The 24,891-nt window shown below is 39.6% G+C and carries 30 protein-coding genes and 1 riboswitch; of the genes, 20 read left to right on the top strand and 10 right to left on the bottom strand.

Going from position 1 to position 24,891, the window contains the following annotated elements; translation table 11 throughout:
* Together CSV74_RS10645 and CSV74_RS10640 are read left to right on the top strand one after the other, a co-directional pair.
* Positions 1–318: a hypothetical protein gene (locus tag CSV74_RS10645; protein ID WP_099691631.1), complete on the top strand. Its 318-nt coding sequence runs from the start codon at positions 1–3 to the stop codon at positions 316–318.
* Between the two features lie 5 nt (positions 319–323).
* Positions 324–719, top strand: coding sequence for a hypothetical protein (locus CSV74_RS10640; protein ID WP_099691630.1), 396 nt, complete (start codon positions 324–326; stop codon positions 717–719).
* 43 nt (positions 720–762) lie between these two features.
* Here CSV74_RS10640 and CSV74_RS10635 read toward each other — a convergent pair whose 3' ends face one another.
* From CSV74_RS10635 to CSV74_RS10625, 3 genes are all read right to left on the bottom strand, one after another.
* Positions 763–999: a hypothetical protein gene (locus tag CSV74_RS10635; RefSeq protein ID WP_099691629.1), complete on the bottom strand. Its 237-nt coding sequence runs from the start codon at positions 997–999 to the stop codon at positions 763–765.
* 477 nt (positions 1,000–1,476) lie between these two features.
* Positions 1,477–3,192, bottom strand: coding sequence for a phosphoenolpyruvate--protein phosphotransferase (ptsP, locus tag CSV74_RS10630; RefSeq protein WP_099691628.1), 1,716 nt, complete (start codon positions 3,190–3,192; stop codon positions 1,477–1,479).
* The gene (locus CSV74_RS10625; protein ID WP_083032553.1) at positions 3,192–3,458 is read right to left on the bottom strand and encodes an HPr family phosphocarrier protein; all 267 of its coding nucleotides are present in this window, start codon (positions 3,456–3,458) and stop codon (positions 3,192–3,194) included. Before CSV74_RS10625 ends, ptsP begins: the two co-directional genes overlap by 1 nt.
* Positions 3,459–3,575: 117 nt before the next feature.
* On the opposite strand from CSV74_RS10625, the gene CSV74_RS10620 reads away from it, so the two are divergent.
* From CSV74_RS10620 to CSV74_RS10605, 4 genes are all read left to right on the top strand, one after another.
* On the top strand, positions 3,576–4,328 hold the full coding sequence (locus CSV74_RS10620; protein ID WP_083032551.1) for a DeoR/GlpR family DNA-binding transcription regulator: 753 nt from the start codon (positions 3,576–3,578) through the stop codon (positions 4,326–4,328).
* Entirely contained in the window at positions 4,325–5,239 is a 915-nt protein-coding gene (pfkB, locus tag CSV74_RS10615) for a 1-phosphofructokinase (protein WP_099691627.1), read from the top strand. Before CSV74_RS10620 ends, pfkB begins: the two co-directional genes overlap by 4 nt.
* 16 nt (positions 5,240–5,255) lie before the next feature.
* The gene (locus CSV74_RS10610; RefSeq protein ID WP_099691626.1) at positions 5,256–7,163 is read left to right on the top strand and encodes a PTS fructose transporter subunit IIABC; all 1,908 of its coding nucleotides are present in this window, start codon (positions 5,256–5,258) and stop codon (positions 7,161–7,163) included.
* A 222-nt stretch (positions 7,164–7,385) separates the two neighbouring features.
* Positions 7,386–7,763, top strand: a complete 378-nt coding sequence (locus CSV74_RS10605; RefSeq protein ID WP_099691625.1) for a PH domain-containing protein — start codon at positions 7,386–7,388, stop codon at positions 7,761–7,763.
* 56 nt (positions 7,764–7,819) lie between these two features.
* Here the strand turns inward: CSV74_RS10605 and CSV74_RS17025 are convergent, their stop codons facing one another.
* Positions 7,820–7,945 carry a hypothetical protein gene (locus tag CSV74_RS17025; RefSeq protein ID WP_255407670.1) on the bottom strand — a complete coding sequence of 42 codons (126 nt, stop codon included), beginning with the start codon at positions 7,943–7,945 and terminating at the stop codon, positions 7,820–7,822.
* 83 nt (positions 7,946–8,028) lie between these two features.
* Here CSV74_RS17025 and CSV74_RS10600 point away from each other — a divergent pair, with 83 nt between their 5' ends.
* Entirely contained in the window at positions 8,029–8,547 is a 519-nt protein-coding gene (locus tag CSV74_RS10600) for a hypothetical protein (RefSeq protein WP_099691624.1), read from the top strand.
* Between the two features lie 274 nt (positions 8,548–8,821).
* Here the strand turns inward: CSV74_RS10600 and CSV74_RS10595 are convergent, their stop codons facing one another.
* Both CSV74_RS10595 and CSV74_RS10590 read right to left on the bottom strand, forming a co-directional pair.
* A complete protein-coding gene (locus CSV74_RS10595; protein ID WP_099691623.1) occupies positions 8,822–9,139 on the bottom strand; it encodes a DUF3784 domain-containing protein in 318 nt (105 codons plus the stop codon).
* A gap of 84 nt (positions 9,140–9,223) precedes the next feature.
* Entirely contained in the window at positions 9,224–10,387 is a 1,164-nt protein-coding gene (locus CSV74_RS10590; protein WP_099691622.1) for an MFS transporter, read from the bottom strand.
* Between the two features lie 52 nt (positions 10,388–10,439).
* Positions 10,440–10,539, bottom strand: a riboswitch (purine riboswitch).
* A 216-nt stretch (positions 10,540–10,755) separates the two neighbouring features.
* Here CSV74_RS10590 and CSV74_RS10585 point away from each other — a divergent pair.
* From CSV74_RS10585 to CSV74_RS10575, 3 genes are all read left to right on the top strand, one after another.
* On the top strand, positions 10,756–10,977 hold the full coding sequence (locus CSV74_RS10585; RefSeq protein WP_029052786.1) for a DUF2829 domain-containing protein: 222 nt from the start codon (positions 10,756–10,758) through the stop codon (positions 10,975–10,977).
* Between the two features lie 56 nt (positions 10,978–11,033).
* Positions 11,034–11,789 (top strand): 3-oxoacyl-ACP reductase, encoded by a 756-nt coding sequence (locus CSV74_RS10580; protein ID WP_099691621.1) that lies wholly within the window; start codon positions 11,034–11,036, stop codon positions 11,787–11,789.
* A 154-nt stretch (positions 11,790–11,943) separates the two neighbouring features.
* The gene (locus CSV74_RS10575; protein ID WP_099671825.1) at positions 11,944–12,459 is read left to right on the top strand and encodes a QueT transporter family protein; all 516 of its coding nucleotides are present in this window, start codon (positions 11,944–11,946) and stop codon (positions 12,457–12,459) included.
* A 103-nt stretch (positions 12,460–12,562) separates the two neighbouring features.
* Here the strand turns inward: CSV74_RS10575 and CSV74_RS10570 are convergent, their stop codons facing one another.
* The 3 genes from CSV74_RS10570 to CSV74_RS10560 all read right to left on the bottom strand — a co-directional run bounded on the left by CSV74_RS10570 (position 12,563) and on the right by CSV74_RS10560 (position 14,828).
* On the bottom strand, positions 12,563–13,048 hold the full coding sequence (locus CSV74_RS10570) for a hypothetical protein (RefSeq protein WP_029052789.1): 486 nt from the start codon (positions 13,046–13,048) through the stop codon (positions 12,563–12,565).
* Positions 13,049–13,258: a helix-turn-helix transcriptional regulator gene (locus CSV74_RS10565; protein WP_099691620.1), complete on the bottom strand. Its 210-nt coding sequence runs from the start codon at positions 13,256–13,258 to the stop codon at positions 13,049–13,051.
* A gap of 163 nt (positions 13,259–13,421) precedes the next feature.
* Positions 13,422–14,828: an MDR family MFS transporter gene (locus CSV74_RS10560; protein ID WP_099691619.1), complete on the bottom strand. Its 1,407-nt coding sequence runs from the start codon at positions 14,826–14,828 to the stop codon at positions 13,422–13,424.
* A 216-nt stretch (positions 14,829–15,044) separates the two neighbouring features.
* Between CSV74_RS10560 and CSV74_RS10555 the strand changes: the two genes are divergently transcribed.
* The 8 genes from CSV74_RS10555 (at position 15,045) to CSV74_RS10520 (ending at position 21,623) form a co-directional block, all read left to right on the top strand.
* Positions 15,045–15,572 carry a D-glycero-alpha-D-manno-heptose-1,7-bisphosphate 7-phosphatase gene (locus CSV74_RS10555; RefSeq protein ID WP_099691618.1) on the top strand — a complete coding sequence of 176 codons (528 nt, stop codon included), beginning with the start codon at positions 15,045–15,047 and terminating at the stop codon, positions 15,570–15,572.
* Positions 15,573–15,833: 261 nt separating this feature from the next.
* Positions 15,834–17,840, top strand: a complete 2,007-nt coding sequence (locus tag CSV74_RS10550) for an acyltransferase family protein (RefSeq protein WP_099691617.1) — start codon at positions 15,834–15,836, stop codon at positions 17,838–17,840.
* Between the two features lie 92 nt (positions 17,841–17,932).
* Positions 17,933–18,154, top strand: a complete 222-nt coding sequence (locus tag CSV74_RS10545; protein WP_099691616.1) for a small, acid-soluble spore protein tlp — start codon at positions 17,933–17,935, stop codon at positions 18,152–18,154.
* A 162-nt stretch (positions 18,155–18,316) separates the two neighbouring features.
* The gene (locus CSV74_RS10540; protein WP_099671820.1) at positions 18,317–18,643 is read left to right on the top strand and encodes a monothiol bacilliredoxin BrxC family protein; all 327 of its coding nucleotides are present in this window, start codon (positions 18,317–18,319) and stop codon (positions 18,641–18,643) included.
* Between the two features lie 222 nt (positions 18,644–18,865).
* A complete protein-coding gene (locus CSV74_RS10535) occupies positions 18,866–19,456 on the top strand; it encodes a class I SAM-dependent methyltransferase (RefSeq protein ID WP_099691615.1) in 591 nt (196 codons plus the stop codon).
* A 153-nt stretch (positions 19,457–19,609) separates the two neighbouring features.
* A complete protein-coding gene (locus CSV74_RS10530) occupies positions 19,610–19,990 on the top strand; it encodes a DUF3887 domain-containing protein (protein WP_099691614.1) in 381 nt (126 codons plus the stop codon).
* Between the two features lie 191 nt (positions 19,991–20,181).
* Complete coding sequence (locus CSV74_RS10525) at positions 20,182–21,063, top strand: 3-hydroxyacyl-CoA dehydrogenase family protein (RefSeq protein WP_099691613.1); 882 nt, start codon at positions 20,182–20,184, stop codon at positions 21,061–21,063.
* Positions 21,064–21,260: 197 nt separating this feature from the next.
* Positions 21,261–21,623, top strand: coding sequence for a rhodanese-like domain-containing protein (locus CSV74_RS10520; protein WP_099691612.1), 363 nt, complete (start codon positions 21,261–21,263; stop codon positions 21,621–21,623).
* Positions 21,624–21,669: 46 nt separating this feature from the next.
* On the opposite strand, the gene CSV74_RS10515 is transcribed toward CSV74_RS10520, so the two are convergent.
* Positions 21,670–22,185 (bottom strand): cupin domain-containing protein, encoded by a 516-nt coding sequence (locus CSV74_RS10515; protein ID WP_051210449.1) that lies wholly within the window; start codon positions 22,183–22,185, stop codon positions 21,670–21,672.
* A gap of 156 nt (positions 22,186–22,341) precedes the next feature.
* Here CSV74_RS10515 and CSV74_RS10510 point away from each other — a divergent pair, with 156 nt between their 5' ends.
* Together CSV74_RS10510 and thiD are read left to right on the top strand one after the other, a co-directional pair.
* A complete protein-coding gene (locus tag CSV74_RS10510; protein WP_099691611.1) occupies positions 22,342–23,688 on the top strand; it encodes a dihydrolipoyl dehydrogenase family protein in 1,347 nt (448 codons plus the stop codon).
* Between the two features lie 184 nt (positions 23,689–23,872).
* Positions 23,873–24,700, top strand: coding sequence for a bifunctional hydroxymethylpyrimidine kinase/phosphomethylpyrimidine kinase (gene thiD / locus CSV74_RS10505; protein WP_099691610.1), 828 nt, complete (start codon positions 23,873–23,875; stop codon positions 24,698–24,700).
* Positions 24,701–24,891 lie beyond the last annotated feature (191 nt).

The raw sequence follows: 24,891 nt of genomic DNA, 5'->3' as shown, positions 1-24,891 counted from the left end.
ATGGGTAAAAAGAGAATAAAGAAAAAACAAATGAAAAAGCAAATGGAAAAGCAAATCGAAAAACAGGATTTTTTCATCCCGAAAAAATGCTGTCCTAGCCGGGCAGAGAATCCGGAATTGCCATCTCCAGAAAGCTGTCTTCCTCCTGAAAAGCGTGAGGAAGTAGACAAGAAAATCGCAGAAGCCAATAGATTATTACTGGATCTGGCACTTGACGATAACCGATCCGTTCAAGAAACGTATCAACGGGCATTTGACGGTTTGATTGGTCTGGAAGTAGAGATAATAAATCCTTTAGATGAAACGCTTTCTGGGTAGTGGTGATGGCGGCATTTGATTTCGTCCTGTTAAGTCGAGACGATTATAAAATCATCGTGCCATATGAACAGATTGAATCGGTTAAATCCTCGGGCTGCTATGCTGAACTAGTGCCGGAGGCCAATTTACTGAATATCGGTCCACGTTTACGTAGGAAGCTAACATTTCAGTTTGGAAAAGTCGTCGGCTCTTCTCCAGAGCTTATACAGCTATTCTTCAAAATTCCGTTAGCGGTCTATCTGCTGTTGTTTGAAGAGCAAACTATAAAAGTTCGAGTGGGACGGTCACTAATTGAAGGGGTACTAGTGGATGTGAATAAAGAGTCCATTGTACTGAAGTTGAATAATGAAAAAAGTATCATAGCCATTGGAAATATTGGCTACATCGTGGTAGATAAATAAAAAATCAGTCCCTATAATTGGGGACTGATTTTTTATTACTATACTACCTGCATGGGTTTTTGGAATGGCAACATCCTAGGGTCTTGATTTGTGAAATCCTGTCGATTGGTAAAATCAAAGTATTACCGATTGGATGATCTTCTTTCTTTCGTTTCTTTTCTTTTTTATCAGCAGTACAACCACAGTCTGCGGGCAATTCGCCTGGTTTCCCGTTCACGAATATCTCGACAAAGTTAGAGCCGACAAAAGTAATAGTACCCTTTACAATTTCTTCTTCCATTTGGAATTCCACCTCACAACAAACCATTTGGCGCAAACGGAAGTTAAGACCGTCTTGCAAACCGCCTAAACGGACCATGAAGCACGGATTACATAAGTCTTTTCTACAACGGATACAGTATTTGGCACCACATTTTTTTGTGTGGCACTTCTGAAAGTACTTGTGATTTCTACATTTACAATTATTTTCTTTTTTCAAAGCATTCACCTCCCACCGCTCTTTGTAGTATATGAATATCTGATGCTTGGGAGATGATGTAACAACCTAATGAAGTTGTATTGTCTAAAGATTGACTGATTAAATTATAAAGTGGATGTATTTCGACTAACCATCCACACACTTTCTTTTCAATTATTAGGCTAAGCGTACAAAAAGAGAGGCAAGTTCGTATGAGATTTGTGTGGAGGAAAAATGTTGGAGAAATTAAAAACCACTCTTTGAATCATCTAGATTCAGAGAGTGGTCCATTACGTAGTATTAGCTATCCAAACTCTTGATGAAGTGCAATACTTCATCCGCGGTAGATAGGGAAAGAATATGATCTATCTGATTTTCTAAGGTGGCCTTAGATAGTTTCTGGATTTGTGAACGTGCACGAAGTATCGAGGATGCACTCATGGAAAACTCATTCAATCCCATCCCGAGTAGTATAGGAATTGCCGTTTCGTCACGAGCCATTTCTCCACACATTCCTACCATCTTACCTTCTTTATGAGCTGCATCGATAATCATTTTTATAAAGCGTAAAATAGATGGATTATATGGCTGGTAGAGGTACGAAACGTGTTCATTCATCCGATCAGCAGCCATCGTATATTGAATTAAATCATTTGAACCAATTGAGAAGAAATCTACTTCCTTTGCAAATATGTCAGCCAATATAGCTACAGCTGGCGTTTCAACCATAATTCCGAGTTGAATCGTCTCGTTCACGTCAATTTTTTCACTGATGAGTTGTTGCTTTACATCTAAGAATATTTCTTTTGCTTGCCTGAATTCATCAATCGTTGTGATCATCGGAAACATGATCCGCAAGTTTCCATATATACTGGCACGCAATAAAGCGCGTAACTGTGTTCTGAACATCTCTTCGTGATCGAGACATAGACGGATAGCACGTAGCCCTAAGAATGGATTGGCTTCATGCGGAAGCTGTAAGTAAGGTAATTCTTTGTCACCACCAATGTCTAGAGTCCGGACAATGGTAGCTTTTCCATTCATTTGTTCTAGCACGCTTTTATAGGCTTCGAACTGTCCATCTTCGGTTGGGAATTGTTCTTTTCCCATGTAAAGAAACTCCGTGCGGAATAAACCAATCGCTTCTCCACCATTTTTTAAGACACTTTCAACATCGTCAGGTGTCCCAATATTTCCTGCTAATTCAACGCAATGACCATCAAGCGTAATGGCGGGCTCATTCGCAAGTAATTGCCATTCTGCCTTTTGTTTAGCAAATGCATGCTGTTTTTCTTGATAAGCGACTAATGTTTCTGCGTCAGGGTTCACAATAACTCTCCCAGCTTCCCCGTCTACAATAATGATTTCGCCGTTTTGAATCGTAGCCATTGCAGTTTTACTTCCAACAACAGCTGGAATTTCTAGTGTTCTCGCTAAAATAGCAGAGTGAGAAGTAGGACCCCCAATATCTGTCACGAAACCTTTAATTAGTTCAGGATTCAGTTGAACAGTGTGAGAAGGCGTCAAGTCTTCCGCAATGATGACGACCTCTTGCGTAATAGCTTTGGGTGATTGAATGCTGACTCCGAGCAAATGGGAAAGGATTCGTTTCGTCACATCCCGAATATCAGCAGCGCGTTCTCTCATATATGGATCATCCATCGCTTCGAACATTGAAACGTATAAGTTTGCTGCCTCTTGTACTGCATACTCGGCGTTTACGTGTTGCGTCTGAATGGTATCTGTAATAGCGGCGCTTAAATCTGGATCGTCGAGAACAAGTAAATGTGCACTGAAAATAGCTGCTTCCTGTTCACTGAACTTTTCCTGTGTCTGTCTCTGAATAGTCGTCAATTCTGATCGGGAATGAGAGAGTGCGCTTTGCAGACGATCTATCTCTGCTGACACGTCTGAAATGGATTCCTTCAGTACAGTCAACTCAGCATTTTCTAGACGAAAGGCTTTGGCGATAGAAATACCATTGGAGGCTGGTATGCCCTGAAGGATCTTTTCCATTAGTCTTCTGCGCCTTCAGATCGTAATAATTCCTCCAGCTTATTCATCGCTTCTCCTTCATCCTCACCATCCGCAATCACCGTGATTGTAGATCCTGCAGCGACACCAAGTGACATCACACCAAGAATAGATTTTAGGTTTACTTTCTTTTCTTTATACTCAAGTGAAAGTTCTGATTTGAAAGGAGTGGCGGCAGCGACCAATTGGGAAGCTGGACGTGCGTGAAGACCTTCACCATTGCTAAATACGAATTGTTTTTTTATCATTACGAAAACCTCCTGTAGTTTGCTTTGAATGTTTTTGACTGCTTATGAATGATTATGATAGATTTTATTGAATAATTCAAGTAATATGGTGTTATTGATAGAAAAGGTGGGGGGCACATGCTGACAAATGAACGATTTGAATTGATTTTGAATAAATTAGCTACTCATAAAACAGTGAAGATTACAGAATTAATAGAAGCAACCGATGCATCTGAATCTACCATCCGACGAGATTTAACTGAACTTGAAACGCTCAATAAACTTCAACGTATTCACGGCGGAGCCACGTTGCCAGATCGAGACATGCAAGAACTAAGCATTTCAGCCAAGTCGGAAAAATATTTTTCAGAAAAGGTAAAAGTTGCTTCCTTGGCAGCAAGTATAGTCAAAGAAGGGGATTTCATCTATCTAGATGCGGGTACTACTACGTTTCAAATGATACCTTTTCTAAAAGACCGTAATATAACGGTTGTAACAAATGGGCTGACTCATGTTGAATCATTAACTGAGCAAGGCATTTCCTCTTATTTAATAGGAGGTTATGTCAAAGCTACAACAGGTGCACTTGTAGGACAACAAGCTAGAAACTCATTGAAACAATATCATTTCAATAAATGTTTTTTAGGTACGAATGGAGTGGATCCTGTTCATGGGTATACGACTCCAGACCCTGATGAGGCAACTGTCAAAAGTTTGGCAGCAGAGCAATCCAGAACTACTTATATAGTGGCGGATCATTCCAAAGTGAAAAAAAGTAGTTTTATTAAATTTTTATCTATAGAAGAGGCAGTCTTGCTGATTGATGAATTGCCAGACGACATTCTACATGAACTGGAAGAAAAAACGTTAGTAAAGGTGGTGCAGAAATGATCTTCACATGTACATTCATGCCGACAGTAGACTATACCGCGTATTTATCCAATTTTGAGCGTGGAGAACTGAATCGTACAAATGAAGTGTATTATTATCCAGGCGGAAAAGGTATTAACGTATCACGGGTAGTTCACAGACTAGGTGCAGAAACAGTGGCATGCGGTTTCATTGGTGGTTTCACAGGAGACTATATTGAGGACTTTTTGCAAAAAGAAGGAATAAAAACCGATTTTATTCGCACGGCAGATATTACTCGAATCAATGTGAAAATTAAATCGACTGAAGAAACGGAATTAAATGGGCCTGGTCCAATTTTAAATGAAAAGAATTTTCAGGGGCTTCTTGAACGAATCAGTCGACTAACAGAAGACGACTGGTTAGTGATCGCAGGTAGAATTCCAGCCTCTTTACCTTCGTCGTTCGTATCCGAGCTTGCTACACTTTGTGAAAAAAATAAAGTGAGGCTCGTAGTGGATACGTCAGGACCTGCATTGAAACAGATTATGGAAATAACTAAGCCATTCTTGATCAAGCCGAATGAACAGGAACTTGGAGAATTGGTTGGTAAGACCATTCATAGTAAACAAGAGGCAGTTGGTTATGCCAAAAAATTAGTAGGTGAAGGTATTCAACATGTAGTGATATCGATGGGTAAGGAAGGGGCACTCTATGTATCAGCTACAGAAACATTGGCAGCTACTGCGCCGAAGGGAAAGCTCGTCAATTCAGTAGGTGCGGGGGATTCACTAGTATCAGGTTTTATCGCATCCTACTCTACAGATGGACATGCAGGAAATGCTTTCAGATATGGAGTTGCTAGCGGAAGTGCCACCGCTTTCCAGTCCGATTTATGTAAAAAGGAAGATGTTGAGTCATTATTGAGTCAAGTGATCATTACGAAACTATAGGAAGAGGTGCTATTCTATGAAAATCACACAATTATTGACAGAGGATACAATCAATCTTCATTTGCAGTCTAGATCGAAGGATGCGGTCTTATCTGAACTGGTTCAGCAGTTACATGATGCAGGGAAATTACGTGACAAAGAACAATTCACCAATGATATTCTGAATCGGGAAAGTCAAAGTACGACGGGTATTGGTGAAGGAATCGCTATTCCACACGCGAAGTCAGCTGCTGTTCAGACACCTGCTATCGCGTTTGGGCGTTCTACTGAAGGTATAGACTTCGACTCGCTTGACAGCCAACCGGCACATTTGTTTTTCATGATTGCAGCAAGCGAAGGGGCTAACGACGACCATTTAGATGCACTGTCTAGACTGGCGACATTTTTGATGGATACTTCATTTCGTGAAAAAATCTTGTCAGCACAATCAGCAACGGACGTATTGCAAGCAGTCAATGATAAAGAGTCGGAATTGGATGATGAAGTAACAGAAGAAGTACAAGCACCGAAAGAAGAGAAATCTACCGTACGTTTGCTAGCGGTTACGGCTTGTCCGACTGGAATTGCGCATACGTATATGGCTGCTGAAAAATTAAATGAGAGAGCAAAAGAACGTGGCCTTTCATTAAAAGTAGAAACGAACGGTTCATCTGGTGTGAAAAATAGATTAACAGATGCAGAAATTGCAGAAGCGGACGCCATTATTGTGGCAGCTGATACGAAAGTGGAAATGGCTCGATTCGCTGGGAAACATGTGATCCAGACGAAAGTCGGAGATGCTATCTATGAAACGGATGCATTACTGGATAGAGCGATTAAAAAAGATGCACCGATTTATGAGTTGGAAAAAGGTCAGGAAGATACTTCATCGAGTGACAAGAAGAGTGGTTTTTATAAGCATTTGATGAACGGTGTATCAAATATGCTTCCATTCGTTGTCGGTGGTGGGATTTTGATAGCGCTCTCTTTCTTCTGGGGAATCGAATCGTCTAATCCAGACAGTCCTGAATATAATGCCTTTGCAGCTATGCTTAACACTATAGGTGGCGGAAAAGCATTCTTCCTCATGGTTCCTGTGTTGGCTGGCTTCATAGCTTCAAGCATAGCTGATCGACCTGGTTTTGCTCCCGGTATGATAGGGGGGCTGATCGCCATCACGGTTTCAGGTGTAGATGAAGTGGGTGGCGGTTCAGGATTTTTAGGCGGTCTTATTGCAGGGTTTTTAGCAGGGTATATCACTTTACTTGTTAAGAAATTATTTGCTCGTTTACCTAATTCATTAGAAGGCTTAAAACCCGTGCTGTTTTATCCGGTTTTCAGTATTGCAGCGACAGGAATAATTATGTTGCTTATCAATCCACAATTGGCCAAGCTATACACTGGATTTTCCGCTTTCCTTGAAGGGATGGGCGGTACGAATCAAATTTTAGTTGGTTTAGTTATAGGTGGAATGATGGCTGTGGATATGGGTGGACCGGTCAATAAAGCGGCATACACATTCGGTATTGCCATGCTAGATGCACAGAATTTCCAATTTATCGCAGCAGTAATGGCAGGTGGGATGGTACCACCGCTTGGTATGGCGATCGCGACAACGTTATTTAAAAATCGTTATACAAAGACAGAGCGTGAAGCAGGGAAAACGGCGTATGTGCTCGGTGCCTGCTTCATAACGGAAGGTGTTATTCCATTTGCAGCAGCTGATCCATTGCGTGTCATTCCGGCTTCCGTAATAGGGGCAGCGACAGCAGGTGCACTTACGATGGCATTTGATATCGCCTTACGCGCACCACACGGAGGAATCTTCGTCATGGGACTCGTTGAAGGTGGAATCAGTAAAATTCTACTGTATGCACTCGCAATAATTATTGGTTCTGTTATTACAGGCTTAATTGCCGGCATGTTGCGGAAGAAGCCTGCTTGATCAAAATTTATATATCTATTATAAGCTGTCCATGTAAAGTCATCAGTTGACATAACATGGCCAGCGTTTTACTTTTTCTATCCAATTTTACAGCAACATGGTAAACTATTCAGACTGTATACATTCGCATGAACTAGAATACCATTACTAGTACAAAGTATGAAGGGTTTTCTACGTGTATTGTGATGTGAGGAAAATTATATCGAAAAGGGGAATAATTGAATGGGATTATTTGATGGGCTTTTAGGAAATGCTTCCGTCGTAAACAACGATGAAGTGAGGAAAGAACTAGACTTGATCTTGGCAGAAGGCGAAGAAGTGGAAGCCGCGTTTAAGCTAGTGCGAGATTTAATCGTATTCACGAAAACACGATTAATACTCGTAGACAAGCAAGGTATCACAGGAAAGAAAGTGGAATACCATTCCGTCCCATTCAAAAGTATCTCTCATTATAGTGTAGAAACTGCAGGTACATTTGATATGGATGCGGAATTGAAAATTTGGATATCAAGCTCACTGACTCCACATATTGAAAAACAGTTTAGAAAAGATAAAGCTATTTATGATATCCAGAAAATATTAGCTACGGTTTGTGTTTAATGTACATCTTATTTAAAGAAGTGGTACTTTCTGTAATAGAAAGTACCACTTCACCATTATTTCGTTTTAGGTGAATTAACATTTTCATACGCAACGAGCGTTACACCTAATTTATCTTCTAAGCGATTCAGTGCATGTAAATCTTCGGTACTTAATTGTGCAATCGACGTATCTTTTGTCATATACATAACTTCCTTTCACTGTTTAAGTATAAGGTGGCTGAATCGTACTAAATTATACATCCAATTGATAAGGAGGCCACGCTATGTCTGATCCAACTGTATTCGAAAACTTAAAAGTCGCATTTGAAAACCATATATATGATTTGGATAATCTGGAACAAACAGTTCATATTTTACATCGCAAAGATCAACTAGATTTAGCCGTGATGGCAAGAGAATTCACCATTCGTTTTACCAGAGTCGGCTTTCCGTCTGTCATTGTCGATCTTAAATTACATTCGTCCCTTAAGGAACTGGCGGATGAAATACTTGAAATCCAAGACATGGATCCGGGCTGTACGCTTACATTACTCGTCCGCACGTTTATTCGAGATGTAGATAAAGAATGTGAAGAAATTGCGAGTATCCTTCGTACCGTATGGGAGAACGATATTAGTTTCACACAAACACTTAGCTTCCGTCATGAACAAACAGAACCGGGGTTCATGAACAGGATCAACATTCATTTCAAACCAAAACTAACTGAAGAGCATATGGGGGAAATCGGTGAATTCTTAAAAAGTGTACTGGATATGATGGAGCAAATTGGAGAAGTGTCATAATGAAAGAAAAAACGCTTCCTTTAACGGAGCGTTTTTCAAATACTACTATAATACTGTTTGTGTAAAAGCCCAAATATAGTCTACACGATCTTCAGATGGACGACTTGGATCACCGATCGATAGCACGCCAATTCCTGGATCTTCCACGTTTGATAAGGAACGATAAGGGATAAATTGATCATGCGTACAAAAGCGGCAAATAAGTGGATGTTTTAAAATCGTTATACGGCTTCTAACGCTTTCAAGCTATTCAACCCATCTTTCAACACCTACCTTATTTTTTAAAACGATTACCTGTATTGACATAGATTAAGGTAAATACTAGTACTACTACGAAAAGTGTTAATCCTACAATAAAGTATACATCTTCTTCCAACAGTTCACTCACAGCGAACAAGCCGACACAAAAACTTAAAGCGAACATGATTTTCGCCATGAACTTGCATAACGCACGTTCATTAATGTGGATCTTTTTTTCGATTGGCATCGTATTATAGCCTGACAGTAAGGACGTACCTTTACCTTGCCAAAGTGCTATACCATACACAATGAATGCAATCATGATAATAATATCAAGAAGTAGGCCGGTCATAGTGATTCCTCATTTCATGACAATGAATGGGCATCCAATAAAAATGGAGCCAACTCTTTGACGAGTTAACTCCATTCTATCTCATTACATAGCGGTCTGCCGAGTCTTTACAGCCATCGATAAAGAGATCGCTGCACATAAGAATGCGATTATCACAATTACGCCACCAACTGCCGGCATATTTGTTACATTGCCTGTTTGACTAAAGACTACCCCGCCAACTCCAGATCCAAGCGCAATCCCGACTTGTAGCGCCGAGTTATTGAAACTCTGGTGCACATCGGAAGTTACAGGATCACTTTGGATAATATAGTCTTGCTGAGCAGGTGCTAGAGCCCAGCTTAATCCACCCCAAATCATCATGAAGATAATGAAAAGTGGAATGGAGAATGTCGAATAGGGAAGTACAAATAAACTAATTGCAAAAGCCCCTAATATGATTAAAATGCTTCTCTTCGAGCCAAGACGTGAAGCGAGTCCGCCACCAAATGCTCCGCCTGCTACTGCTGCAAGTCCAAATAGGAAGTAGAATACACTGATCCAATAAGGGCTTAACTTCATCGTAGTCTCTAGGAAGGGGGTGAAATACGCATATACCGTATAGTGTCCCGCGAGCATAAACATGGTCGCTAAATGAGCGAAAAATATCTTTTTATTAGCTAAAGCTTTAAGTTGAACGGACAATGGTTGCACTTTCGCGTTCGGTATTTTTTCGAGAAACTTTGCAATCAATACAATAGAACCTACTGTCAAGATCGCAATTCCTAAAAACACTGAACGCCATCCGAATGCGTTCGTTACTACAATCCCAATGGGTACCCCTAGAACAAGCGATGAGCTGATTCCCATGTATATATAGCCAAGCGACTTAGCTCTAACACGCGGCTCGACCATTCGTGCTGTAATCGTTAACGACAGCACAATGACGAGTGCTGCACTTGCAGCTGTCAAGACACGAGCAGCCATCATCAAGCCGAATGTCGGACTGAAGTATGTTAGAATGTTTCCAAGTAAAAATACGACCAATGTAATCAAATATAATTTCTTGCGTTCCACTTTCGCGGTCAGTGACAATAATACAGGTCCTGCTACCGCGTAGACGAGAGCGAATACTGTAATGAGTTGTCCAGCCGTTGCAATTGAAACATTCAAATCATCAGCAATGACGGGCAAAATCCCGCCGACTACCAATTCTACCAGTCCTACCGTAACGGCGGATACTGCCAATAATAAAACACGTAAATCCAAAACAATTCCTCCTACTAGTGTCCCTACACTATTTTTTGAAATAGAAAAATCCCGATTACAAAAATGATTTTGTAATCAGGATTTGACGGTTCCTGGTAGAGACCCTCGAACCATATTATCGAGGTTATACATGTTGATTCCGTAATGAAATTTTCTATTGTTCAATTTATCATGGAATGTGAAATATGGCAAGTTGGATAGCAAGTTATTTATAAAAAATCTTTAATTTAACACATAGTGTAAAAGTTATATTCATTCTGCTCCATAATCTGGTTCGAATAGTCTCAAGTTGTAAAAGGCATCATAATCAAGTATACTTTTCCCGATAAACTTGTGCGAATCATTACAATAATAAAGGATGGATATACATGACATTTGAAGAAATATTACCACGTTTGAAGGCTGGAGAGAAAGTAATCCGTAGTAACTGGGGTGGAGCGGAATTATACGTGAAGCTAGTAGGAGAAAGCGAACAAGATGGTAAAAAGCTAAATCCATATTTCGTGATTGATGTAACGGGTGAAGGCTATACTATGTTCACACCAACAGTTTGCGACTTACTAGCTGAAGACTGGGTCATCGTAGAGTAAATCGGAAGAATCCAAGCTCATGAGAATTCATGAGCTTTTTTATGTGGGAGGCTATTATGAAATTTGCAGAATATGAAAAAAAGACAGTCGTAGTGACAGGTGGTGCGTCTGGTATTGGGTACGCACAGGCGGTGGCGTTTTTAGAAAATGGAGCGAATGTCTTTGCGTTTGATATAAACGAAGGGGATCTTAGGGAGTTGCAACAGGAGTATCCGTCACAGTTTGCCTATGCGATTGGAAGTGTCAGTGCAAAGGACGAAGTAGCACACGCTGTCAAAGAAGCATGTAACGTGTTTGGTACAATAGATATTTTACTAAACACAGCAGGGGTGCTTGATGGTTTTGCAAAAACTCTAGACACTGATGAAGCGCTTTGGGATACAATCATGGATACGAATGTGAAAGGTACATACTTTATGACGAATGAAGTATTGCCACATATGATCGCTCGAAAGTCAGGTGTCATTGTCAATATGGCATCCATTGCAGGACTTGTGGCAGGCGGTGGTGGTGCAGCTTATACTGCATCCAAACATGCCATTGTCGGTTATACAAAGCAACTGGACATGGATTACTGCCGCGAGGGGATTCGTGCGAACGCAATTGCACCAGGCGCGATCCAGACCCCGATGAACAAGGCGGATTTTGAAGGCGATGGTGAAATGGCGAAGTGGGTAGCGGAAGAAACGCCTGCAGGTCGATGGGCGCAGCCGAGTGAGGTTGCAAGCCTGACATTATACGTAGCCAGTTCCGCAGCGGATTATATTCATGGAGCGGTTATTCCGATTGACGGAGGTTGGATTGCAAAATAAAGCTTTTGTATTACAAGGAACTCTGTTATAATACCGTAGCAAGCAAATACTGTTTGCACTACGGCACTTTTGATCGAGCGATAGGCTCTTTCTTCCTTTGGTCGTAGTTATTACTGGAATAGCAACTACGCTATTTCACAAAGGAGAAAATAAAATGAGTATGTCTTTTGTTAAAGATTCACCTAAGAGTAAGAGTACGGTGAATGAACTGACAAAAACAGCGCTCGTCGCAGCTTTGTATGTGGCGGTGACGTTTGTGTTTGCAGTGATCAGTTTTGGTGCAGTCCAACTGCGTTTGTCAGAGATGTTCAACTATCTGGCTTTGTATAATAAAAGGTATGTGATCGGTGTCACACTAGGTGTCATGTTCGCAAACTTTATGTCTCCCACTTGGATATTGGATGTGCCGATTGGTTCGATGGCTACGTTAGTCGCGTTATTAATATGTCGTGCACTAACAAAGAAAATAAAAAACGATATCGTCAAAATGGTAATCACTGCTATTGTGTTTGCACTGTCCATGTGTGCCATTGCAGCCCAATTGACTATTATGCTTGGTTTCCCGTTCTGGGCTACTTGGCTGACAGCTGGAATTGGCGAGTTGTTATCCATGACAATTGGCGGAATCATTATATACTCGTTGAATAAGAAAATAGATTTGTCCAAATAAAAGAGAGCATATTCGCAGATTTTGTGAATATGCTCTCTTTATTGTTTTCATTATAATGAACTCATTATATATAAAGCCGGTGTATATTTACTTGATTCATTTATTAAGCACGTTGCAAAACGGTAAATGAAATCGCATAAATAATCAAACCACTAATCGGAATAGAAGCTACTGCGAATAATGGATACCAAATATGATCCAAAAAGTAGTTAGGAATAAACATGAATGAACCGATCATGAAAAAGGAGAAAATCAATATTCCCGAAAAAGCATAACTAATGGCTTTTCGTGTATTCGCCACTGCTCGTTCGTCTGTAGAATCGTATTCGAACGTTATGAAGTCACGTATATCCGTATTCTTATTTTTACGCATACGTAAAAAGTGAATCAGATTAGCGATAATAAAAAGAATGAGTATAGCAATCATCAAAGATCCTGGCCACGTGTTAACCTGTACTGTAAATCCTTCAATATATCCTCGATCCATCTGAATGAATTTCTGTTCAACCCGAAGAAAATCAAAAACCATTATAGCTAAAGCAATGAATAGCACGATTCGTAAAGTAACAGAAATAAATATATTCTTCATTCAAGCATCCTCCTTGTAAAAAATTTCTTCAATTGACAACTCAAATACTTCTGCAATATTCATGGCAAGCAAAAGAGAAGGAGTATAACTACCTTTTTCTAATGCCACTATCGTTTGTCGTGTAACCCCAACTTGTTCTGCAAGTGTACCTTGTGTTAAATCCATTCGCGCACGCAATTCTTTGACTCGATTTTTAATCACGCAATTCATCACCTCGTCTTGTTTTAATGTATACCAAACTTTACATTATGTCTAGTTAACTATACTATATTTTAAATAAGAAATGTGCATATCAAGTTTTTATGTAGATATAGAACCACTAAAAAAGATGTCCAGAGAAGTGTTTCAACTTCTTGGACATCCTGTTATCATTTTATACCTTTGCATCTGTATCTTTTAGTTGTGGATTCTTGATCAGCAGCGCTAATAGAAGTCCTACAATGGATATACAACCTGATACGAGAAAGGCTGTATTCACACCTTGGATTTGACCTGCAATGGTTCCGTTGTCTAGATCAGCCGTGATCATGACTGTAACGAGGGCAGCAGTTCCAATAGATCCAGAAACTTGTCTAAATGTATTATTCATTGCTGTACCGTGGGAAATTAAATGCGTAGGTAGCTGATTTAAACCTAGTGTAGTGGATGGCATCATAATCATCGCAATCCCTAACATCCTGACGGCATTCAATATAGCTAAATACGTGAATGTTGTATCTACTGATAAGTTGGAAAACATGAATGTCGTGACCGATAAAATGGTGAAGCCCGAAAGCAGTAACCATTTGGCTCCATATTTATCGAATATCGTACCGGTCACTGGATTCATGATTCCCATGACAATTGCCCCTGGTAGCAGCATAAGACCTGAGTGGAGAGCATTAAAACCAAGCATAGTCTGCATGAACAACGGCAAAATCACTGTCGATGCAATCATGGAAGCAAATACGATCATACCTAAGCTAGTTGCCAGTGTGAATACGCCATACTTGAACACTTTAAACTCGAGAATGGGTTGCTCCAGTTTCAATTGTCTTAAAATGAACCAAGCGAGTGAAATCGCCCCAACGATTAACGAGATCAAAACGTTCGCATGAAGCCAACCAGTATTCCCTGCAATACTGAAACCGTAGAGCAATCCACCAAAACCGAATGTAGAGAGAACGATCGATAAATAATCCATTTTGGGATTGGTCAGTTTCGTTACATTTTTCAGCAAGAAATAAGCGGCTACAATATTTAACAGAGCAAACGGCAAAACAACATAGAATACGCTGCGCCAAGGGAATTGATCTACGAGATAACCAGATAAGCTCGGTCCGATAGCAGGGGCGAATGCAATAACGAGTCCAAAGTAACCCATTGCTTTTCCGCGTTGCTCAATCGGAAATAGTAAAAACATAATAGTTTGCAAGAGTGGCATCATAATCCCGGCTCCCGCACCTTGGAGAACTCTACCTATTAACAATATAGAGAAATTTGGAGAAGTCGCTGCGATTAGTGTACCTAAAGCAAATATACTCATCGCTGTCAAAAATAGACGTCGGGTTGTAAACTTTCCGATGAAAAAAGCTGTAATAGGGATCATAATCCCGTTGACCAACATGAAAATCGACTGCAACCACTGCACTGTACTTTCGCTAATCCGAAGATCTAACATAATTGGCGGAAGGGCGGTAGCAAGTAGTGTTTGATTCAGAATTGTGATGAACGCACCCAATAACAGGACGGCCATCAAGGGAAGGTTCTTTTTAAAATCGAATTTCTGTGAGTTTACCATGTCCACGCATCACCTCATCATTAATTACAGATCACAAAATAATTCGGAGTTCGTTATATATCTAACATACAGGTTATGTTAATTGTTATTTCGTAAGACCACAATAATCTTGCTTGACTACATCTATTGGCGAAGCTTGGGTGGTACTACGTTTAAAAGAATGTAATTAGGATAATATGACAATGATAAGATCTTTTCTATAGGAGGAAAGCCAACATGAAAAAAGCTGTATTTCTGGATCGAGATGGCGTGATCAATGAAGTGTTGACAGATCGAGTGAAATTTGTGAATGAACCGAATCAACTATATTTCTTGCCGGGGGTTGCGGAGGCAATTAAGCAATTGAATCAACTGTTTGATTATATATTTGTTGTAACGAATCAAGGCGGTGTGGGTCTTGGTTACATGAAGGAATCCAAATTGAAATCCATTCATGATCATATGATAGCAGAACTTGCAAAGGAAGGTGCAATAATTGACGAAGTCGTTTATTGTCCGCATAAGCCAAAGTCTGGTTGTGATTGTCGCAAACCCCATAGTAAGCTAATAGAAAATCTTGCAATAAACTATGATGTAGATTTGTCCACTTCTTATATGATAGGCGATACGGATACAGACATTATTGCCGGTAAAAGAGCAGGAACTAAAACGGTTTTCCTTGGTGCAACAGATCCAATAGCAGATGCAGTGTTCCCAGATCTGCTTCATGCTGTTCCTTGGATCATCGATGATATGGAGAAGTGAAGAGCTGAGAATTGTTACGAAATTGAACTAAAGGAAAAATCCCCTATGATCTATATAGTGAAAGAACAGAATTCTTCATGAAGACTTCTGTTTTTTCTCGTATATGGAGATTAGTTAATAAGGGAGATGTAGGAAAATGCTTGTTTTAATGCTTATTAAAATCCTATAATATAAACAGATAAAAAGAGAATGCTTCTATCGTTTTATGATATAGTATTGAATGCATTTAAAATTAAAAGAGCATATGTAACGGAGGAAGTTATGTCGGATCTAAAGTTACCACATAAAAGATTTAGGCCCGAGATAGAAGGGGTACGAACGGTTGCAACATTATTAATCGCCATTTATCATATATGGTTTGGTAGGGTATCTGGTGGAATCGATGTGTTCTTCGTTATTTCAGGTTATTTGATGACATTGTCCATTGTTTCGCGAATAGAACGAACCGGATCAGTGAATTTTATCGAATATTTTCTGAACTTAACGAGAAGACTATTACCCCAAGCTACAATAGTTTTGATTTTTACGGGAATATTTGCGGTGATTCTTCTCCCTCAGTTTGAATGGGGAGAAATTATTGCGCATATGATGGCTTCCACGTTTTATTTTGAAAACTGGCGGTTAGCATTAGATTCTGTTGACTATTTAGCAAAAGATAATTTAGCAAGTCCATTTCAACATTTTTGGTCACTAAGTGTGCAAGGTCAATTTTATTTGATCTGGCCTGTTTTACTTGCATCTATTTATTATATCGCACGAAAATTTTTGAAAACACCTGTATATAAGACGTTACTTAGTTCGCTGATCATAGTGTTCATATGTTCACTGGCTTTTTCCGTCTATCAAACAAATGTGAACCAACCTTTTGCATATTTCAATACATTCACGCGGATGTGGGAATTTAGTATTGGCGGCATTTTTGCTTTACTATCGCCGTACTTGTTTTTTACTAAAAGATGGAGTGTTATGTTAGGGTGGCTAGGTCTAGCCATTATTGGCCTCACTGGATTTTTGTTTCCAGTCTCCACTGTATTTCCTGGGTATTTGGCATTAATTCCTATTGGTGGGGTATTACTAATATTAATTGCCTCTGAAAGTATTACAATATATGGTGTAAATCGATTTTTATCCACAAAGCCTCTGATCTATCTAGGCAGTCTTACATATGGTGTGTATTTATGGCATTGGCCGTTGCTGATTTACTATCGTTCCTATATGGAAACAGAAACAGTGCCTATCGGAGATGGTATTTTACTATTGGTGACAACTTTTGTGCTGTCCATGATTTCTACCAAGTTATTAGAAAAACCTGTTCAAAAAATAGGCCGAAATCAGAAGAATAGGGAACTAATCGTCGTATTGTCAGCTATGTTAGTACTTGCATGTAGTTCCATATTTTCTATTTCTGCTTATATAGAAAAGGCAACTGCTAGTACTAATATTGTCCAGGAACAGGATTACCCTGGTGCTCAATCCGAAAAGTTTGATATGAAAACTGTTTCTTATGTAGACTTGATCCCGTCACCTTCAGAAATTAAAACAGATCTTCCGGAATTTTATAATGATTTGGAATGCCAGTCCGCTAACCTCACAGAAGTCAGGAAATGTTCTTATGGTGTTTTGAAGGACTTTGATTACACATTGGCGCTCGTAGGTGGATCTCACTCAGGTCATTGGTTCCCAGCTTTAATAGAATTAGCAGAAGAAATGAATTTTAAAATTGATTTATATAGTCATGATGGTTGTCGATTTACTGACGAAGACCCTAAGGGAAACTTAACGAAAGCTTGTATTCCTTGGAATAGTAACTTGATTGATACGTTACTAGAAGATCCACCTGACTTGGTTTTCACAACATCGACAGTGAATAAGCGTCCAAAAGTACCTCGAGGATTTGTGAATCAATGGAAGAGACTTGAAGGGGTTACGACCATCTTTGCGATACGGGATAATCCTCGTATGCAAGAAATTATTCCTGTTTGCCTTGAACAAGCAGACGATCCGTTGGAGTGTTCAGTACCAAGAGATCAAGCCATTGCAAAGGAAACTCCATGGGAAGTGACAGAAGGTATTCCATCGAATGTGTTTTTCGCAGACCTAACAGACTCTTTTTGTGATGAAACGACTTGTTATCCTGTCATTGGAAATATTATTGTCTATCGTGATGATAACCATATTACCGCAGAGTATGCAAAAACGTTAGCACCCGCATTAAAAGTACCTTTGCAGCAAGCATTCGACAACTTAAGTAAGAAACCTGCGGAATGATGAGTGAGGTGTTTGCCATGAACATCGTATAGTTCATCTAGATACGGGAATGCTATCATATAGAACGAAAACTTCAAAAAGGAGTGTATATGATGGCAAAAAACTATCCAAAACCGAATGATCCTGCTGACAACAAAGTACGATTGAATAAGACAATTAGTAATATGGAAGCGGCAGAAGATGCAATGAAGTTTGCAGAGGGCAAAGAGTTTGAAAAGATCAAAAAGAAAAACGAACGCAGAGCAGAAAGTATTGAGGATTTAAAAGAAGAAATTAGTGAAGAAGACAAATCCCGAATCAATGGGTATTTATAAATAACTTGCTACGATAAAAACCCTCACTTATATAAGTGAGGGTTTTTACTGTCTGTTATGATAGAGGTAAATAAGCAAAAAAGAGGAATCCATTTAGTACGCTGTATAGAATATAAGTATCTATACGATCTAAGGTTTTCTATATAAAGGAGAGAATTAAAGTTGAAAAGAATAAAAAAAATTGACGAGTGGCGGGAACTGCTTGAAAAATCGGATGAGCAACCATTTCTGTTGTTTAAATCCAGCATGACTTCTGTCAGCAGTTTGGCTGCTAAAAAAGAATTGGATGGACTCCGCACGGAATTACCTATTTATATCGTCATTACACAAGTAAGTAAAAAGCTTTCGGTAGCCATTGAATCAGATTTAGGTGTGCCACACGAAGTTCCACAATTATTGATAGTAAAAGACAAACGAGCTATATGGCAAGCTACTCACTATCAAATCAAAGAACAGATTTTACTAGATGCGATAAAAGAATACGTCTGAGATGCGTAAGGATTTCGAATTGTTCTTTCTTAATGCATATGGAAAGGTGCATGTGTTGCTCTCCACTGAAGTTGAATAGTAGCGTGCATTTATAGTCCAAAACCTACACCAATAGAGAAATAGATCACTGCTGCTATTAATGTACATAAGTAAAACATGTAGACAATTGAGTTGTAACAACTACTCATAGAACATAGTAAAGTAGCAAAAGGAGTTCTTGTAATGGAAAGTGTATTTCCGAAAATCTATGACATGGCTATGAAGCCTCTAGAAGCAACTCGATTTAAAAAAGTTCGAACGGAATTAATCCGTAATGCACAAGGGAATGTACTGGAGATCGGTTCAGGTACTGGTATCAATTTTCCATATTATCAGCAGGCAAAACATGTAACAGCGATTGAACCGAATCCACAGATGAGTCGCAGAGCTATGAGAAGAGGACGAAATGCGCATGTTCCTATTACTTTATATGAGGCAAATGCAGAATCATTACCATTTGCCGATCATACATTTGACACAGTCATCTCTACACTAGTATTTTGTACAATACCCAATCCACTACTTGCATTAAAAGAAATCCAGCGTGTTAGTAAGCGGGATGCTACCATTTTATTTTTTGAGCATGTCAAAATGAAGCAACCTCATCTTGCGAAAGCACAAGACTTATTAAACCCGTTATGGGAGAAGGTCTGCGACGGTTGCCAATTAAATCGAGACACTCTTTCAATGATCGAGGATTCAGGCATATACGTAGAAGATATGGAGTCACTCTATGAAGGCCTGTTTTTGTCTATTAAATGTAAAAAAATATAAGTAGGAACTTGAAAGATGATTTGTACGTACACGCCTTAATCAAATGGCCTCAGACGCTAAGAGATTTGGTATCAAATTAACAGCATGCAGTATATGTATTTCATTTAATTACCCAACTAATTTTTATCTATGTTAAACGGAAGGAGTTAGAGAATGAAGAAACTAGTTATCCTTGCTATAGCAACCGTTTTCCTACTCGCGGCATGCGGAAAAAATAAAGTCGACGATTCTGCTGCCAAAGAGTATATTAAGATATCAAAAGAAACGATCACATTATTCAATGAAGAGAAGTTTGATGAAATGCGTACTATGTTTGATGCAACGATGAAAGATGCTTTATCCGTAGAGCAATTACAAGAAGTATCGGATATTGTAAAGGAATCTGGTGAATTCGTCAGCTTTGAAAAAGAGTCCATCGCTAAAAAAGAGCAATACTTTGTTGCGACTATTACAGCGAAATACAAAGAAGACAATAGAGTGTACACTATAACATTGGATGAACAGCAACGGGTCGCAGGTTTTTTCGTGAAATAAGGAAACCAATTGAAACTCTAACGGAGGTCACTCACTTCTTGTTAGGGTTTTTTATAATTTTTGCTTACGCCTTATTTAAAATCGCTCTAGACTTAAATTTCTACTTATACTTGCTAAAGAAAAGAATACTAGTTATTATAGTATTCAGAACATACCGACCAGTCGGTATAATAATAAGGGGGAGTAAAAACATGAATCCATTTGATGTGAAACGGATTACAGTAATTGGCGCAGGGCAGATGGGACACCAAATTGCCATGCTATGTGCGCTAGGTGGATACCAAACAACGTTGCAGGATATTAATGAGGAAGCTTTGCAACATGCAAAGGACAACTTGGAGCGTCTGATGAGTGATTGGGTAAGAAAAGTTAAGATTAATGAGCAAGCTATAGAGAAAGCTTTTTCATTACTTTCTTTTACAGATCAGTTAGAGGAAGCAACAAAAGATGCAGATCTTGTAATAGAGGCGATTGTCGAAGTGCTTGAAGCGAAGCAAGAGCTGTTTAAAAAATTAGATGAAATGACACCACCTCATGCTATATTGGCGACGAACAGCTCAACTATTATGAATTCATTGATTGCCAAAGTGACGAACAGACCGGATAAAGTATGTAATATGCATTTCTTCTTCCCGCCACTCGTCATGGACAGCCTCGAAGTTGTCATGAGTGAAAAAACGTCTGAAGAGACAAAGGATATCGCCATGGCAGTTTCAAAACAAATTGGACGTACAGCGGTTCTACTGAGGAAGGAGATTTCAGGATTTGTTGCGAACCGTATACTCGGTGCCATTCATCGAGAAGCAGCGTACTTATATGAAGAAGGAATTGCTGACTTCAAAGATATTGATCTCATTATAAGAAAGTCTCTTGGTCATAAACTCGGACCATTTCAATTAATCGATATGTCGGGAGCGGACGTCGTGTATTCGGCCATGCAGCATCAATATCAGCAGAGCGGAGATGAAAGAGATAAGCCACCTGTGTGCATTAAAGAAAAAGTAGATAAAGGGGAACTTGGAAGGAAAACGAAAATAGGGTTTTATGATTACCGTGAAGTCCCGGTGAAGTAACACGGAAAGTCGTTTGGTATTTTAAATATATAGTATAAACCACGACATGTATGCTATCTACGTGTCGTTTTTGTGTTTAATCTAATATGGGGTTCAACAAAGGTTAGTATATACTGAAAGAAAATGGGACTAAGATAGTCTGATTTGAAGTAGTCGCAGCTTATTAATTCTTGGCAATAGAAAATGGAGGTTAATTCATGAAGAAATTAGTATGGTTGATCGCAACCGTTTTATTACTGGCGGCTTGCGGATCGACAGATAAAGCATTTGAAACAGTAGATTTAAATGATATTGAAGCTTTACAAAAGGAAGGCGCGTTAGTGATGGATGTGCGCGAAGTAGATGAATACAACGAAGGTCATATGGTGAGTGCAATCAATATGCCGTTATCGCAATTACAAAATGGTGAAAGAGCGGGCTTAGATAAAGATCAGAAGTATGTAATCGTTTGTCGTAGTGGAAGTCGTTCGCAAACAGCAAGTGAAATTTTGTTTGAAGAAGGATACGACGTGATCAATGTTTCTGAAGGTATGTCTACTTGGCTAGGTCCGGTGGAATAATGAAAGAACAGGCGACGGGATACTTGCCGTCGCTTTTTGTAAATGCTTATTTCGTTGGTGGACCTATTAATTGCGAAGGGGAAATAGCTTTTACATTGGCAGCCCATTGTTGTTCATCTAACCCATAGGAGTAAGCGAAAACGTCTGCTGGTGTAGCGGTTAGAATATCGGAACCTAAGACGACCTCGGGAATATTCACATTAAAAATACCTTGCAGATGTGTATCATCGGTATGGGCGATTTGGTAGTGCCACCATCCTTGTGGAATGTTAACGACTTGACCCGCCACAATTTTATAATGTTGAAAGATTTTCGTGTCAAGATTCATCATAGAAATAGTAGCCGAGCCTGAAACACAATAGGTCAGTTCGGAAGCATTTGGATGATAATGGGGTTCAATAATATGATCTTTACTAAGGAAGATATCCAACATCGACAAATGATCTAATGTGTTTAATTGCTTACTGCTCAAAATATTAATAAAGTTCTTATCATTTTTCTTGAAAAAGGGACTAGTATTCACATTCGCTGCGTACTGAGGATTATTTGAAATCATTTTCATACGACCTTTCCTATGTGCTGTTATATAGTATGTACGTAGGAAAGTAACGTGATTTTAATTGTATAATTGTTTCCAAGTGTGATAAGGGTCAATAGAGGGTAGTTGATTATAGAATGGGTGAACAGAATGAGCAAGAATAGTTGGAGGAGATAGAGTATGGTCAAAGAATATGATTTGCTTGTAATTGGAACAGGTAGTGCAGGTTCCATCACAGCAACAAAATGTAAGAAAGAAGGCTGGAGCGTTGCAATTATCGATGACCGGCCATTTGGCGGTACCTGTTCTCAGCGAGGTTGTGATCCGAAGAAAGTATTGGTAGGAGCTGCTGAACTGATTGATTGGAATAAACGTATGCAAGGAAAAGGGATTGAAGAAGATAGCAAAATCAATTGGACTGAATTAATGGAATTCAAACGAACATTTACTCAGTCGATACCTGAGGACACGGAAGAAAAATTCGAGAAATTAGGCATTGATATCTATCAGGGCAAGGCGCACTTCCAAAGTGAAACAGAATTGAAGGTTTGTTCAGATGTATTAAAAGGGAAGCATATCTTAATTGCCACGGGGGCAAAACCTATTGAGATGAATATCGAAGGTGAAGAATATTTGACGATGAGCGATGAGTTCATGGAACTGGAAGCTCTACCAAAAAAGATCGTCTTTATTGGGGGAGGATTTATTTCATTCGAATTTGCGCATATTGCTGCAAGGGCAGGCTCAGAAGTGCATATTTTGCATAGAAGTGAAAGCGCTTTGAAGCATTTTGATCAAGATTTAGTAAAAATGCTCATTAAACGTACTGAAGAAATTGGCGTTCATGTGCATTTGAACACACCGGTAAATGGAATAGAGAAATGCGGCAATTCATTTGTGGTCAAAGGGGAACAAGATGATCGCCAAGTAGAGTGGAAAGCAGATCTCGTTGTACATGGGGCAGGACGCGCACCGGCATTAGATATTGATTTGGAAAAAGGAAATGTAAAGCGCGATAAACAAGGCGTGTGTGTCAATGAATTCATGCAAAGCATTAGTAATCCACATGTATATGCGGCTGGAGATGTTGCTTCAAGTGATGCGCCTCCTTTAACACCCGTCGCAACAACTGAATCACATGTTGTCGCTTCAAATTTGCTAAAAGGAAATAACAAAACGGCCAATTATCCCGTTATTCCATCTGTTGTCTACACCGTTCCTAAATTATCATCTGTTGGAATGAGCGAACAAGAAGCAATAGACTCGGGTTTAAAAATATATGTAAAATCACAAAATATGACCGAGTGGTTCACATATAAACGGACAAATGAACGGGCCGCAGCATTTAAAGTAATAATCGATCAAGAGAAAGACGTCGTACTCGGTGCTCATTTCTTAGGTGGTGGAGCCGATGAACTGATTAATCTCTTTGCATTAGCCATTCGTTTCCAAATTCCTATCCTAGAATTAAAGCAAATGCCATTTGCGTATCCAACTATAGCATCTGATATTTCCTATATGTTGTAAATAAATTCAAACAACTCTCTATCTTACAAGTGGATAGGGAGTTTTTAGTTGATGGTAACTATACAGGGCCTTGTACCGAACGATGAAATTGACTCTTTAAACCTCCTCACGTTATCCTGTACAATGATGCACGTATATAATTACTAATTTATGAATTACATCTAAGACAGGAGGAAAAGAGACGATGATTAAGCGAGCATTAACTATCGCTGGTTCCGCTGCACGTGGAGGGGCAGGAATTCAAGCTGATTTGAAAACATTCCAGGAATTTGATGTGTTTGGTACAACAGCGGTCACAGCAATTGTTGCCAGGAATCCACGTACTGGACAAGGTATATTCCCGCAATCTTGGGAAGCGATTGAAGCACAATTAGTGACGATAGAAGAAGATATTGGTATAGATGCAATGAAGACTGGCATGTTGTTTACGAAAGAAATTATTGTCAATGTAACGAAGTGGATTCAGCAGTCCGACATTCAAAATATAGTAGTAGATCCCGTAATGATTGGTAAGATGGGCTCTGCGTTGTTGAAAGACGATGCAATGGAAGCGATGCAGAAGCAATTGATTCCTCTTGCAACGGTTATTACGCCAAATATGCCCGAAGCATCTTACTTATTGGGTGGTATGGAATTGGAATCTGTGGCTGATTTAAAAGAAGCTGCACGTCGTTTGTTTACATTTGGACCGAAGTTCGTATTAGTGAAAGGTGGAAGACTGGAAGGACCCGCAGTGGATGTGCTGTATGACGGAGAACAGTTCTATGTACTTGAAGCTCCAAGAATTGACACGCTGAATACCAATGGTGCCGGTTGCAGTTACTCTGCTGCGATCGCGGCAGGCTTGGCAAAGGGACAAACGGTACCAGATGCCGTGATTGAAGCGAAAAAGTTCATTACAGCAGGCATTCGCCACTCCTTGACTTTCAAGCAAGGTGTAGGGCCAACCTATCACGCGGCATATGGCAAATATGACGAGACGAGTTGTAAAGTAACTATTGAGCAGGATTGAATTCAAGAACAAGCATCAATAGAGGCTGGGACATAACTATCTCACCCCGTTTCCCTTCACTCCGAAAGGCACGCTTTCCGAGGGGCGTGGCTTGAGCCAAGCGAACAACGAAGGGTTCGCTTTGCCGTATTTCTGTGTACTTTGCAGAAATTAAGGCACCTGTCCAGGGTCTCAAGACGCACGCTGATCCC

The sequence above is a fragment of the Sporosarcina sp. P19 genome (assembly GCF_002743165.1).
GTDB classification, from domain to species: Bacteria; Bacillota; Bacilli; order Bacillales_A; family Planococcaceae; genus Sporosarcina; species Sporosarcina ureae.
The sequence above is the reverse complement of the archived record's forward strand: the minus strand, read 5'-3'. Positions and strand labels throughout refer to the sequence as shown.

What these genes read in the sequence shown, in the direction of transcription:
- CSV74_RS10535 (WP_099691615.1), top strand. Translation starts at nt 18,866, where the DNA reads ATGGAAAGTGTATTTCCGAAAATCTATGACATGGCTATGAAGCCTCTA.
- CSV74_RS10520 (WP_099691612.1), top strand. Translation starts at nt 21,261, where the DNA reads ATGAAGAAATTAGTATGGTTGATCGCAACCGTTTTATTACTGGCGGCT.
- CSV74_RS10575 (WP_099671825.1), top strand. Translation starts at nt 11,944, where the DNA reads ATGAGTATGTCTTTTGTTAAAGATTCACCTAAGAGTAAGAGTACGGTG.
- ptsP (WP_099691628.1), bottom strand. Translation starts at nt 3,192, where the DNA reads ATGGAAAAGATCCTTCAGGGCATACCAGCCTCCAATGGTATTTCTATC.
- CSV74_RS10640 (WP_099691630.1), top strand. Translation starts at nt 324, where the DNA reads ATGGCGGCATTTGATTTCGTCCTGTTAAGTCGAGACGATTATAAAATC.
- CSV74_RS10530 (WP_099691614.1), top strand. Translation starts at nt 19,610, where the DNA reads ATGAAGAAACTAGTTATCCTTGCTATAGCAACCGTTTTCCTACTCGCG.
- CSV74_RS10625 (WP_083032553.1), bottom strand. Translation starts at nt 3,458, where the DNA reads ATGATAAAAAAACAATTCGTATTTAGCAATGGTGAAGGTCTTCACGCA.
- CSV74_RS10595 (WP_099691623.1), bottom strand. Translation starts at nt 9,139, where the DNA reads ATGACCGGCCTACTTCTTGATATTATTATCATGATTGCATTCATTGTG.
- CSV74_RS10600 (WP_099691624.1), top strand. Translation starts at nt 8,029, where the DNA reads ATGTCTGATCCAACTGTATTCGAAAACTTAAAAGTCGCATTTGAAAAC.
- CSV74_RS10525 (WP_099691613.1), top strand. Translation starts at nt 20,182, where the DNA reads ATGAATCCATTTGATGTGAAACGGATTACAGTAATTGGCGCAGGGCAG.
- CSV74_RS10635 (WP_099691629.1), bottom strand. Translation starts at nt 999, where the DNA reads ATGGAAGAAGAAATTGTAAAGGGTACTATTACTTTTGTCGGCTCTAAC.
- CSV74_RS10610 (WP_099691626.1), top strand. Translation starts at nt 5,256, where the DNA reads ATGAAAATCACACAATTATTGACAGAGGATACAATCAATCTTCATTTG.
- CSV74_RS10545 (WP_099691616.1), top strand. Translation starts at nt 17,933, where the DNA reads ATGGCAAAAAACTATCCAAAACCGAATGATCCTGCTGACAACAAAGTA.
- CSV74_RS10515 (WP_051210449.1), bottom strand. Translation starts at nt 22,185, where the DNA reads ATGAAAATGATTTCAAATAATCCTCAGTACGCAGCGAATGTGAATACT.
- CSV74_RS10570 (WP_029052789.1), bottom strand. Translation starts at nt 13,048, where the DNA reads ATGAAGAATATATTTATTTCTGTTACTTTACGAATCGTGCTATTCATT.
- CSV74_RS17025 (WP_255407670.1), bottom strand. Translation starts at nt 7,945, where the DNA reads ATGACAAAAGATACGTCGATTGCACAATTAAGTACCGAAGATTTACAT.
- CSV74_RS10645 (WP_099691631.1), top strand. Translation starts at nt 1, where the DNA reads ATGGGTAAAAAGAGAATAAAGAAAAAACAAATGAAAAAGCAAATGGAA.
- CSV74_RS10580 (WP_099691621.1), top strand. Translation starts at nt 11,034, where the DNA reads ATGAAATTTGCAGAATATGAAAAAAAGACAGTCGTAGTGACAGGTGGT.
- CSV74_RS10585 (WP_029052786.1), top strand. Translation starts at nt 10,756, where the DNA reads ATGACATTTGAAGAAATATTACCACGTTTGAAGGCTGGAGAGAAAGTA.
- CSV74_RS10605 (WP_099691625.1), top strand. Translation starts at nt 7,386, where the DNA reads ATGGGATTATTTGATGGGCTTTTAGGAAATGCTTCCGTCGTAAACAAC.
- CSV74_RS10565 (WP_099691620.1), bottom strand. Translation starts at nt 13,258, where the DNA reads ATGAATTGCGTGATTAAAAATCGAGTCAAAGAATTGCGTGCGCGAATG.
- thiD (WP_099691610.1), top strand. Translation starts at nt 23,873, where the DNA reads ATGATTAAGCGAGCATTAACTATCGCTGGTTCCGCTGCACGTGGAGGG.
- CSV74_RS10560 (WP_099691619.1), bottom strand. Translation starts at nt 14,828, where the DNA reads ATGGTAAACTCACAGAAATTCGATTTTAAAAAGAACCTTCCCTTGATG.
- CSV74_RS10550 (WP_099691617.1), top strand. Translation starts at nt 15,834, where the DNA reads ATGTCGGATCTAAAGTTACCACATAAAAGATTTAGGCCCGAGATAGAA.
- CSV74_RS10555 (WP_099691618.1), top strand. Translation starts at nt 15,045, where the DNA reads ATGAAAAAAGCTGTATTTCTGGATCGAGATGGCGTGATCAATGAAGTG.
- pfkB (WP_099691627.1), top strand. Translation starts at nt 4,325, where the DNA reads ATGATCTTCACATGTACATTCATGCCGACAGTAGACTATACCGCGTAT.
- CSV74_RS10510 (WP_099691611.1), top strand. Translation starts at nt 22,342, where the DNA reads ATGGTCAAAGAATATGATTTGCTTGTAATTGGAACAGGTAGTGCAGGT.
- CSV74_RS10620 (WP_083032551.1), top strand. Translation starts at nt 3,576, where the DNA reads ATGCTGACAAATGAACGATTTGAATTGATTTTGAATAAATTAGCTACT.